Annotated in this window: 9 protein-coding genes; 2 read left to right on the top strand and 7 right to left on the bottom strand. The window is 50.0% G+C overall.

Features of this window, described 5'->3' with window-relative positions; all coding sequences use genetic code 11:
* The first annotated feature begins 13 nt into the window (after positions 1-13).
* Positions 14-2,026, top strand: a complete 2,013-nt coding sequence (locus SPM24T3_RS04420) for a hydantoinase B/oxoprolinase family protein (protein ID WP_009635502.1) — start codon at positions 14-16, stop codon at positions 2,024-2,026.
* A 122-nt stretch (positions 2,027-2,148) separates the two neighbouring features.
* Here SPM24T3_RS04420 and rnd read toward each other — a convergent pair whose 3' ends face one another.
* The gene (gene rnd / locus SPM24T3_RS04415) at positions 2,149-3,270 is read right to left on the bottom strand and encodes a ribonuclease D (RefSeq protein ID WP_009635501.1); all 1,122 of its coding nucleotides are present in this window, start codon (positions 3,268-3,270) and stop codon (positions 2,149-2,151) included.
* Between the two features lie 172 nt (positions 3,271-3,442).
* A complete protein-coding gene (fadD, locus tag SPM24T3_RS04410) occupies positions 3,443-5,140 on the bottom strand; it encodes a long-chain-fatty-acid--CoA ligase FadD (protein ID WP_009635500.1) in 1,698 nt (565 codons plus the stop codon).
* A 644-nt stretch (positions 5,141-5,784) separates the two neighbouring features.
* Here fadD and SPM24T3_RS04405 point away from each other — a divergent pair.
* Positions 5,785-5,997: a Hok/Gef family protein gene (locus tag SPM24T3_RS04405; RefSeq protein ID WP_009635499.1), complete on the top strand. Its 213-nt coding sequence runs from the start codon at positions 5,785-5,787 to the stop codon at positions 5,995-5,997.
* Positions 5,998-6,306: 309 nt separating this feature from the next.
* Here SPM24T3_RS04405 and SPM24T3_RS04400 read toward each other — a convergent pair whose 3' ends face one another.
* The 5 genes from SPM24T3_RS04400 to SPM24T3_RS04380 all read right to left on the bottom strand — a co-directional run bounded on the left by SPM24T3_RS04400 (position 6,307) and on the right by SPM24T3_RS04380 (position 11,203).
* The gene (locus SPM24T3_RS04400) at positions 6,307-6,576 is read right to left on the bottom strand and encodes a hypothetical protein (protein ID WP_009635498.1); all 270 of its coding nucleotides are present in this window, start codon (positions 6,574-6,576) and stop codon (positions 6,307-6,309) included.
* A 217-nt stretch (positions 6,577-6,793) separates the two neighbouring features.
* A complete protein-coding gene (locus tag SPM24T3_RS04395; RefSeq protein ID WP_009635497.1) occupies positions 6,794-7,387 on the bottom strand; it encodes a Slp family lipoprotein in 594 nt (197 codons plus the stop codon).
* Between the two features lie 192 nt (positions 7,388-7,579).
* A complete protein-coding gene (locus SPM24T3_RS24240) occupies positions 7,580-8,461 on the bottom strand; it encodes a Slp family lipoprotein (protein ID WP_071988402.1) in 882 nt (293 codons plus the stop codon).
* A 61-nt stretch (positions 8,462-8,522) separates the two neighbouring features.
* The gene (tsaB, locus tag SPM24T3_RS04385; RefSeq protein WP_009635495.1) at positions 8,523-9,239 is read right to left on the bottom strand and encodes a tRNA (adenosine(37)-N6)-threonylcarbamoyltransferase complex dimerization subunit type 1 TsaB; all 717 of its coding nucleotides are present in this window, start codon (positions 9,237-9,239) and stop codon (positions 8,523-8,525) included.
* 62 nt (positions 9,240-9,301) lie between these two features.
* A complete protein-coding gene (locus tag SPM24T3_RS04380; protein ID WP_009635494.1) occupies positions 9,302-11,203 on the bottom strand; it encodes an ATP-dependent DNA helicase in 1,902 nt (633 codons plus the stop codon).
* Between the last annotated feature and the right edge of the window lie 119 nt (positions 11,204-11,322).

Here is an 11,322-nt window from a genome sequence, read left to right as displayed (position 1 = left end):
GGAGTTATGACTTATGGCATTTGATAAATCGACGCTGCAAATTCTTGCCAATTACTGTGTGGCAGCAGCTGAAAGCATGGCTTACACGCTGGTGAGAACGGCGCATTCAACTTTCGTCAAAGAAACAGAAGATTTTTCCTGCGCACTGGTTAGCCTGGATGGCAAAGCTTTTGCCTCGCCGAAAACGCTGGGTGCAACCTGGTATATTGGCCTCGATTATGGCCCGGTGTTATCGATGATCGACCACTATAAACCCGGTGACGTCGCCATGACCAACGATGCCTATAGCGGTCACGTCGCGACCCACAGCCCGGACATGGTGATGTGGAAGCCGGTATTTTATCGCGGTGAAATTATCTGCTTTGTGGGTGGACACATTCACAATACCGATGTCGGCGGCGCGGTTCCGGCGTCTTTGTCCCGCACGTTGACCGAGATTCAGCAGGAAGGTATTCGCATCCCGCCGACCAAAATTGTTAATGAAGGCGTTTTGGATCAACGGCTGGTGGATATCATGAGCGCCAACGTCCGCGCCCCTGAGCAAAATATTGGTGACATGCACGCCCAATTAGCGATGCTGGCCAACGGCGAAAAGCGTGTGCTTGAAATGATTGAACATTTTGGTGCCGAAGCGTTTTCTCAGGGGATCGATGCTCTACTCGATTACGCCGAACTGCAGGCCAAAAGCATCTTGCAAACCATTCCTGACGGCGAGTATTTCTTTGCCGAATATGCTGATGAAGACAGCGTCAACGGCAAGCCCATGCGCGTGGCGCTAACGCTGAAAATCAACGGCGACAGCGCGATTATGGATTATACCGGCAGCGATCCTCAGTTGCTTTCCTCGTTGAATATGCCAACCGGTGGCATGACGCGGCACGCGCTGGCGCTGGTGGGATTCCACTACGTCTTGTATAGCCTGAATCCGGATATTCTTCTCAACGCCGGTCTCGATCGCGTCGTCGAATGCGTACTGCCGGAAGGCACAGTGATGAATGCGGTGCAACCTGCGGCGGTGGGCATGCGCAGCCTGACCTGTAAACTGACCCACGTGCTGACCTTTGGTGCTTTCTCGCAGGCCGTGCCGGATCGTCTTCCCGCCTGTGCCGCCTGCGGGCTGGCTATCCTCAATGTGAAAACCATCGACAGCAGCGGGCGCACGGTAATTGCATCTATCGGCCCGGTAGGCGGTGGCGCGGGCGGCATGCCGTTTGGCGACGGCGAGGAAGGTTCAGGCGCCAACGTGGCCTTCTTGCGTAACACTCCGGTGGAAATCAACGAAGCCGAGGTGCCTATCCGCATCAATCGTTATTGCCTGGTACCGGACTCGGGCGGCGCGGGCAAGTATCGCGGTGGATTGGGCCTGATGATGGAGTTTCAGATTTTCTCTCCGGGAACCACGGTCACGGCGCGTAACCGCGACCGCACCCATTTTGCATCCTGGGGCGTGCTGGGGGGGCAATCAGGGGCGAACGCAATTTTCACCCGCAATCCACAGCAAGAAGATACCGAAGTGTTGGGCAATACCGACGTCGTGACCTGTAATGCAGGAGACGTTATTCGGTTAGTGGGCGCAGGCGGTGGCGGCTACGGCTCACCGTTTGAACGAGACCCTGAAAGCGTGATGCATGATGTGAAGTGTGGCTATGTTTCATTGGAAAATGCAAAACAGCGCTATGGGGTAGTGATAAATGACGGCGAAATTGACCTAGAGCGCACTCAGCTTTTACGTGAGCAATTAGCTCCGTCACTCACAACCGAGCACTTTAGTTTTGGCCCGTATCGAGAGCATTTCGAACTGCGCTGGACGCAGGCGCGGTATGACGTGCTGACCGATATTTTGTCTCGCACACCGATTGTCTGGCGTTTTTTTGTTAAACATAAACTTTTTGATGCCATGGAGTCTCTGGAAAAACAGGGGACATTACCCGCAGGCAGTCAGATTATTGGTACGTTATTCGATTCACTGCGTCAAAAATATCCAGAACTGCAATCAGTCGCCCTTCCTGAAATCAGCCATGCCTAATCGCTGAACCAATCCCTTCCCCATCAGTAATATTATGATGGGGAAGTTTTCACAACAGCTCCCCTGCCTTTATAAAAATCCTAAGGTCTAATAACAACAGAGCTGAGTATTACTTTAGGCAATCAATACTCTGCGAGAATAACGCCTAGCCTTTCCGCCAATAGCTTGCCACGCCAGCCGCTGACCAGCTCAGGCGCATGCTCTTTGGTCTTCAGCTGCCAATGCCAGTTCAGCAGCTGATTAATCTGCCGACGCGAAGCCAATAACTCAACGCTAAGCCCCGTCTCCTCACTCACCGTTTGGATCAGGGCTTTAATGTCCTTGAAGACTTTCTTGTAACCCGGTTTGTCGATCAGATTTGAAATTGGTGCCGGTAGTGCAGATTCTTCGACTGTTTCAGCCTCAGCCACCAGCGCCAGCAAGGTACGGCCATGATAACGAATTTCAGGACCGCTCAAGCCTAAAGCTTCCAGCTCGCCCAGTGATTTCGGCTGATAGCGGGCAACCTGCCACAGATTTTCTTCACGGACGACGAAATTAATCGCCAGATCGCGCTGACGCGCCTGAGTCAAACGCCATGACGCCAACTTTTGCAGGCAGGCAAGCTGGCGCGGACGCAGCTGCCAGGCATTGGTAATTTCGAGATAGGCCAGTTCTGGCTGCAACACTTCCTGACGACGGCGGCACAGCGATAAACACTCGTCGAGAGCGGCATCAATCCAGCCTGCCTCGATGGTTTCCTGCTCAAGTTGGCGCGCCAGTGGCAGCAGATACAACACATCGGCGGCGGCGTAATCACACTGCTTTTGCGTTAACGGGCGAGCCATCCAGTCGGTGCGCGACTCGCTTTTATCCAGTTCAATTTGGGTGGTTTCGGCAACCAGACGCGCGAAGCCGCAAGATAAAGGGCGTCCGCTAAAGGCAGCCAAGATTTGGCTGTCAATAAATGGCGTTGGCATTACGCCAAAGGCATTGATGAAAACTTCGAGATCTTCACTGCCGGCATGCAAAAATTTGACCACATTTTTATCGGTCAACAAATCAATAAAAGGCTGCCAGGCAGTGATGGGTAAAGGGTCTATCAGCGTAAGGTTTTCACCATCATAGAGCTGGATAAGACCCAGCTGCGGATAGTAAGTACGAGTTCTGACAAATTCGGTATCTAGCGCAACCTGACTAAACTGCTGCGCCTGCTGACAAACCTTTGCCAGTTCTTCATTGCTAACGATCAACTGATAATTCAAAGCTTTTTCTCTTTTCGCTGTTAGAAACCGGTTCGGCCTGCATCCTGCCGCCGGGCATTAGAAAACAGTACTACTGCTTCGCGTTACCTGCATTATAACGTGAAAACGCCGGACTTAATCCGGCGTTGAATGAACAAGAGCTTCGACTGATGGAAAAAGCAGCACTAAGACACTATGCGGCGTTCTGTCGGTCGGCAGATTTCGGTTTACTTGCCTCTTCACGAAGTTCGCGGCGCAGAATTTTGCCAACGTTTGATTTCGGCAATTCGTCGCGGAACTCGACAATTTTCGGCATTTTATAACCTGTAAGATTGTGTCGGCAGTGGTCAAGCAACTCTTCGGCGGTTAATGACGGGTCACGCCTTACCACGCAAATTTTGACCTTTTCGCCCGTAGACTGGCTTGGCACACCGATGGCTGCAACTTCCAGCACTTTCGGATGCTGCGAGACAACTTCTTCAATTTCATTGGGATAGACGTTGAATCCTGAGACCAGAATCATATCTTTTTTTCGATCGACGATGTGTAAAAAGCCGTCGTTGTCCACTTTAGCGATATCCCCCGTCGAGAGCCAGCCATCTTTTAATACTTCATCGGTGGCTTCGGGACGCTGCCAGTAACCCAACATCACCTGAGGGCCTTTAACCAGCAGTTCCCCTGCCTCGCCGTCGGCGACATCAACTCCGTTTTCATCAACTAAACGAACGTCGGTAGAAGGAACCGGTAAACCAATGCTGCCGCTGTAACGTTTGAGATCGTAAGGATTACCAGTTACCAAAGGTGCGCATTCGGTCAGGCCATAGCCTTCAAGCAAATGCAGTCCGGTAAGCTGCTGCCAGCGTTCGGCTACGGATTTCTGTACCGCTGCTCCGCCGCCGACCGAGAGTCGCAAATGCGAGAAGTCGAGCTTTTTAAAATCGTCATTATTAAGCAAGGCGTTAAACAAGGTATTTACCCCGCTTATTGCAGTAAACGGATAGCGCGCCAATTCTTTTACCAGCCCTGGAATATCTCGCGGATTGGTGATCAGCAAACTTTTCCCACCTAATTCTATAAAGAACATACAGTTAATAGTTAAAGCAAAAATATGGTACAGCGGCAAAGCGGTGACCACAACTTCCTGACCGGGACGCAGCAAAGGTCCGTAAGCCGCCTTGGCCTGCTCAAGATTGGCCTGCATATTGCGGTGCGTCAACATTGCCCCCTTTGCTACGCCCGTCGTGCCGCCGGTATATTGCAGGAAGGCGAGATCGTCGTTAATCACCTCAGGCTTGCTGTATTGCATGCGCTGGCCTTGATGAATAACCGTGCGGAATGAAATGGCATTGGGAAGATCGTATTTTGGCACCAACCGCTTGATATATTTGACTACGAAGTTGACTAGCGTGCCCTTGGCCGGAGAAAGCTGATCGCCCATCTGAGTGAGGATCACATGTTTAATCTGGGTATTGAAAACTACTTTTTCCAGCGTATGGGCAAAATTGGAGACGATAACGATAGCGGCCGCACTACTGTCATTGAGTTGATGCTCCAGTTCACGCGGCGTATAGAGTGGATTAACATTTACCACGACCATCCCGGCTCGAAGGACCCCAAACAGTGCGATGGGGTACTGCAGCAAATTGGGCATCATTAACGCAACGCGATCGCCCTTCTTCAAACCAAGTCCCGACTGTAGGTAGGCAGCAAAAGCCCGGCTGCGTTCCTCCAGCTGACGATAGGTCATCACTTCACCCATATTGATAAAGGCGGGGATATCAGCATAGCGCAGCGTGGCGTTCTCGAACATCTCGACCAGCGAGCTGTAACGATCAGGGTCGATGTTCTCGGGAACATCTGCGGGGTAACGTTTTAGCCAGACCTTTTCCAAGGAATTACTCCTGATATCTTTATCCAATGCGCTCTCAATGGCACATTATTACCATGCAATTAACAATATTTTAACTCATCTTACCAGACGAGATTCAAACAATGTTTAGGTTGAGAGCCGCGTCACTAATTTTAAATCCCAACTCGGTTTACTCATTAGTAAAGCACGGTAATTCGAATTGGACAAAGTTCGATAAATCATTAGGTTACTCAAGTATAGCGGCTAAGAGTGATTGATTCCATGTATGCGCGGTATTATTGGGTCTGTGGCATCAGCAAAACTCGCTGTTAACGCTATATGCTGAAAAACTCTGCTGCGGGCAGTTAAATATCCAGGAAGTTAATACTTGAGTAATTTACCTGAAGCTTTAACTCATAACTTAATAGCTTTAACCAAACCAGTTAATCGAAAAGCTAATAAATTAATCACCTTCTAAAAAACACTGCAGTGTAATTTTAATTTATTTAACAAAAATATTATTTGAGGCAATGTAGTTTAATTACTGATACAGTCTTTGCGGGTGCTCGGATCTTTTTATTCCGAGTTATCTTTTTCGATTAGGATTTTTTATTTGAAGGAGAGTATACAAGGGATAAAAAGAGAAAAGCCCCTGATTAGATAATCTTAACCAGGAGCCGCTCTTTATGCCCACAAACATAAAGGTAGCGCCTCATTTGCTTAAACGCAAGGGAAAACACGCTATGAACTCACTAATGCTTTTTATTGCCGGCCTGATAGTTATTTGTGTAACGCTATTGTCGTTTACATGGATGACCAGAGATTCACTGTGTGAAATTCGCTTCAGCGACGGAATAAAGGAGGTAGTGGCTTTAATGGCCTGTGAAACCACGAGGTAATACAACTGGCGGTGTACATGAGTTCGCCGCCAGGTTTTCAGGTAGAGATCCCACAGCACCCGTTTACTCCTTAAGCCAGCCTTAGCGCTGGCTTTTTTTTATAAATCACTGACTATTTATTAATAATTAAAATGACAAAATTTATAATATTTATTTCGTGAATAAATAATCAGCCATCAATAAAAAGGCGGCACAGAGCCGCCAGTTAGCATCAATGAAACGTCAATTATTTTGTTGCGTGTATTACGTCTAAAAACCACTTGAGAAAATGCCGTGCTGTTTATTAGTTATTCCGCTAACTCCGATCAGTTAATGCCCCACCAGCCCATAGGGAAGAGAAGAATCGCTTTGAATATAATCCACCCACGACTGGATATTTTCGATCATTATCCTTGCCGTGTTGATATCTAACGTTACGATAATATCTTTTGCAGATGGGAGAGTATCCCCTTCCTCCAGACAATACTCAAAGTGAAGACCAAAAAAATAGTCCATTTTATTTTTAATATCGTCTGGAGTAATACTTACTGTGCTCCAGGATGTTGGCAGCATCATGTCTTTGATTGGATAATTATTCATATTCACGTTCCTGTGATTAGGGAGTTAATAACCTGCGTTCACATCCAGAGTTGCAGGGTCTCTCACAGTATTACAGAAAATCCACATGAAACGTCAAGTACTGATAAGTTGTTAATTAAAGCTTGATGGAGGTCAAATTAATTTGCGTTTGAAATGGCGGGAAAAATCCCGCCAGATAAAAACTTCGACACTCGCCAATTATTTTAGCGGTGGTTGATTATTCTGTCACGACGGTCTGCACGCGTGCCGGTCCGAAGTCATAGGCTCCCCAGGCAGGGCCAAATCCCGGGCCCCAGGGACCACCGTATCCCCAACCCCAAGGACCTACAGGTTGTACAGGCATCGCCACCTCAGTAACTTCTCGCCAGCGTTTATAGCTATTCATATTCACTGTGACATAACGGTAAGAAGCCTGACCCACGGCGCCGTTTTCAGAACCCGTAATTGGCCCTACCACGGTGATTAGCTGGTTTTTAAAATCAATCGGGTCCAGGAATCCATTGTAATAAGCTGCAAAACGACCCAAAGTTGGCTGGCCGAGAATAGGGCGAGCTCCCGAGTCCAATGTCATCGCGGCAATTTCAAGTCGGGTTTTATTATTCTCGTTAATGACAGAGACGACACGACCGCCGAAACGCGCTTCCTGTCCGACATAAATTTGCGGAGCACCCTGCACCGCTGCCAAATTCATTTGTGGCGTTGCCGTGGATCCGCGAATTGAATCTGGAACAGTGACACAGCCGGAAAGCAGCAACGCACAGAAACTGGTTGCTAATACCCATCCCTTTTTACCTTTAGAGATTTTACGCATGGTAATTACCTCTGGATATATTAATTATTTCGACAACGAATTGATGCACTAGTTGCTGGTATAAATCTGCTGCAAAACACTTTAAAGGCATTGATTGTGTAATAACTTAGGTAAAAAACCTGGCGCAATTTCTGGACCATCCAGTGAGCAGCGACAGAAACGCCCACTGTTAAATACTATTCAAGGAGCCGACTATTTCTTTAGTGTCGGCGGCCGATACGGAGGAGGAGCACTATGCATATGTGGCGCAGGATTGCTGTGCATTTGCGGCATTGCATGCGGCACAGGAGTAATGTGCATCGGCGGCATCTCACGCGGCGTAGGCCTGCTACCTGGATTATCATGAGGCGTTTTTCCACCTTGCACTGGCGGTGTTCCATGCTGCCAGTTGCCATCATGCGCGTTCGGTCCCCTGTGCTGCCAGCCTCCATTGTGCTCAGGCGGCGCAACGGGATGCGATGAATTAATCCATAATGGGCGCTTTAAATCGCGCTGCTGCGGGACCACTCTTTCGCCATGCCAACCTCTTGCCGCCGGGGAATCATTAAACTCTTCGGCTATGAAGGTTTGCGACTCGTCGTAGACCTCTTGTCTGGCCGTATCATTATCCATCGTCGCCTGGCCCCAGTTTTTTAAACCGTTAACTCTGACTTGAATATAGCGATAAGTGGTCTGGTTTCTTTCCACATCCTGATAACCAATAACCGGTCCGATTACGGTGACAGCGGCACCTTTATAAGCCTCGGGATTTAGAAAACCCGCGCAGTACGCGAGCACTATTCCCTGATAATGAGCATTCAGATCAGGCTGACCTAGACCATCAAGCGGAGATACGGCTAACAGAAGCTGAGTTGTATTACTCTTGGCATCATAAACCGCAGACTCTACAAGGCCGCCAAAACGGACCTCTTGCCCTTGATATACTTGTGGATTACGTTCAACCAGCGCAAAGTTTTGCTGTGGATTCGACGTAGTGCCGCGAATCGATTGCGGCATAACGCATCCTGAAAGCAGCAACACGCAAAAACCTGCAGCTAAAGCGAGTCCTGATTTTGTTTTGGAGACCTTAGGCATGCTCATTACCTTGAATATAGTATTTCTTTTAGCAACCAGAGGAGCGTTAAGTCACAAAGACTTAACGACCAGGAAGTTTTTTCCAGGTAACTTCATTACGCAAGTAGGTCGGCTCGGCCTGCTCGGCCCGAACCCTAACGCCACGCTCCCAGGCAGCCAATGCAAGAGGCAGCATATCTTCGGCATGCGGCAACAAGATATTACCCGACACAAGTTCAGCAGCCGTTGAGCCTAATAACTGTGGATAGGTTTGCCAACCTGTGCCCACAGTGGCCCAACGACCTTCATAAGTGGCTTCTCGCTCGACTAACTGCTCAGGTTTGATGACTACCTCAGTAGCTTCTCCGGCCCAGACGCCTGCTGACTCGCGGGTAAATTGGCCCCAGTAGACCTCCCCCATACGGGCATCGATAGCGGCTAAAACACGCTCGGCACCGGTCTCGCGATAAGCTCCCTGCGCCATGGTTTGCAGAGTAGAAATAGGCAGCAATGGTAGTTCGGCACCAAAAGCCAGACCTTGTGCAATACCAATGCCGATACGCACGCCAGTAAAGCTGCCCGGACCGCGACCAAACGCCAGCGCATCAAGCTGATTAAGCGCCAACCCAGCTTGCGCCAGAATTTGCTCGACCATAGGAAGAATGCGTTGTGTGTGCTCACGGGCGCAGAGCTCAAAATAAGCCAGCGTCTCACCAGCTTTATCCGATGAAGCAGTGTTGTATAGCGCAACCGAACAGGCTTCTGTCGCCGTATCAATTGCTAAAATTCGCGTGGACATGCCAAACCTCAGGCGGGATAAAAATAGAAATTGTGTTTATAGGGCGATGATAGCATAAGCAATTAGTTCTTTTGTAAAAACTGAATTGCCTGATCGAGCGAGCGCGTGCGCGGTGTCGGCGGTAAGCTATTGATAAATACCTCCCCGTAGGGACGCATCACCAGCCGGTTATCACAGATAACCATCACACCGCGATCGTCGGTATCACGGATTAAGCGGCCAACGCCCTGTTTCAGGGTAATCACTGCATCGGGAAGTTGTACCTCATTGAACGGATCGCCGCCGCGCAGGCGGCAGTCTTCAATTCGAGCCTTAAGCAGCGGGTCATCAGGGGAGGTAAACGGCAGTTTATCGATGATAACCAGCGACAGCGCCTCCCCGCGAACGTCGACCCCTTCCCAGAAACTGCTGGTCGCGACCAACAGCGCATTACCGACCTCGACAAACTGGCTAAGCAGCTGGCCTTTGCTGGTCTCACCCTGCACCAGCACCGGCAGAGTCATGCTGGCTCGAAACTCTTCGGCCAGTTCGCGCATCATCTGATGTGAGGTACAAAGGAAGAAACAGCGCCCCTTGTTAGCTTCAATCAGCGGGCGCAACATGCGCGCCAATTGCCGTGAGCCACCCCGTTCATTAGGTGAAGGCAAATAGCGTGGCACGCAAAGCAGCGCCTGATTGGCATAGTCAAACGGACTCGCCAGCAGCAGCGTTTTCGCACCGTCCAGGCCTAAACGAAGAGTAAAATGCTCGAGTTTTTCATTTACAGACAACGTTGCCGAGGTAAACACCCAGGCGCCGGGTTTGTCTTGCATCAGCTCGCGGAATTTATCCGTCACCGACAGCGGCGTCAGCGCCAGAACGAAATGCCGTGAATTGCATTCATACCAGTAGCTGTAGCCCGGCACGCTGACATCTTTGAGGCGTTTTAGGCGATTGCGGTAAAGCGTAGCTCGTTCAAACGCCGCATCGAGCAGCGCCGAGCGGCCCAGCGAAAGTTTCATGACGTCGTAACAAAGCTCCAGCGCATCATCAAGCAACAGCAGCGCGCGTTGAATGCTGCTGTCAGCCAGCACGTCACGAAGATTGCCACGATAACCCGGTTCTCCCAAAGCCAGACGAAAATCCTGTGCGCTTTGGCTCAGGCGGTCAGCGCTCTTTTGCAATTGAGCGGAATCACGAACTTCTGTGCGGTAGGCAATGGTGATGTCTTTCGACAGGTCCAGCAGTTGGCGACTGGACAGCTGCTGCCCGAAATATTGGCTGGCGATATCGGGGATCTGATGCGCTTCATCGAAAATCATCACGTCAGCCGTTGGGATTAACTCACCAAAGCCGCTTTCCTTGACCACCATATCGGCCATAAACAGGTGATGATTGACCACCACGACGTCGGCGTCCATCGCTTTGCGACGGGCCTTCACCACGAAGCACTCTTTATACATCGGGCAATCGCTGCCCAGACAGTTGTCGTTGGTGCTGGTGACCAGCGGCCAGACATAGCTGTCTTCAGCCACGACGTTGCAGGTGCTGATATCACCTTCTTCCGTTTTAGCCGACCAACTGCGTAAATGTGCGAGGTCACTCAGTGATTGGCTAGCCAGTTCCCCGCCGGCCATTGACTGCTGATCGAGACGTTCTAGACACAGGTAGTTGGAGCGGCCTTTCAGCAATGCCAACTTACCCTTGAATTTCAATGCGCTGGCTACTTTTGGCAAGTCACGGGAATACAGCTGATCCTGCAGGGCCTTGGAGCCGGTCGAAATGATCACTTTTTTACCGGATCGCAGCGCGGGTGCGAGATAGGCATAGGTTTTGCCCGTTCCCGTTCCCGCTTCGACCACCAGACCTTGCTTGTTTTGAATCGCCAGAGCAACGGCGTTCGCCATCAGACGCTGTGGTTCACGGGGTTTGAAACCCTCAATTTTATGCGCCAGTGCGCCGTCTGTTGCGAAATCGTCTATCACGCTAAACCTACAGTAGTTAAATCAGCGCTGATTATGCCAATCCTTGACCTCCTGTACCACCACCATCTGTAAGTCCATTGCCGTCCAATAATGTGCTACTCTATTGCCCATCAATAAAA

The organism is Serratia sp. M24T3 (assembly GCF_000257645.1).
In the GTDB taxonomy this organism is placed as follows: domain Bacteria; phylum Pseudomonadota; class Gammaproteobacteria; order Enterobacterales; family Enterobacteriaceae; genus Rouxiella.
The sequence above is the reverse complement of the archived record's forward strand: the minus strand, read 5'-3'. Positions and strand labels throughout refer to the sequence as shown.

Coding starts and splice junctions, on each gene's coding strand:
- SPM24T3_RS04420 (WP_009635502.1), top strand. CDS start 14: ATGGCATTTGATAAATCGACGCTGCAAATTCTTGCCAATTACTGTGTG.
- SPM24T3_RS04400 (WP_009635498.1), bottom strand. CDS start 6,576: ATGAATAATTATCCAATCAAAGACATGATGCTGCCAACATCCTGGAGC.
- tsaB (WP_009635495.1), bottom strand. CDS start 9,239: ATGTCCACGCGAATTTTAGCAATTGATACGGCGACAGAAGCCTGTTCG.
- SPM24T3_RS24240 (WP_071988402.1), bottom strand. CDS start 8,461: ATGCCTAAGGTCTCCAAAACAAAATCAGGACTCGCTTTAGCTGCAGGT.
- SPM24T3_RS04405 (WP_009635499.1), top strand. CDS start 5,785: ATGCCCACAAACATAAAGGTAGCGCCTCATTTGCTTAAACGCAAGGGA.
- SPM24T3_RS04395 (WP_009635497.1), bottom strand. CDS start 7,387: ATGCGTAAAATCTCTAAAGGTAAAAAGGGATGGGTATTAGCAACCAGT.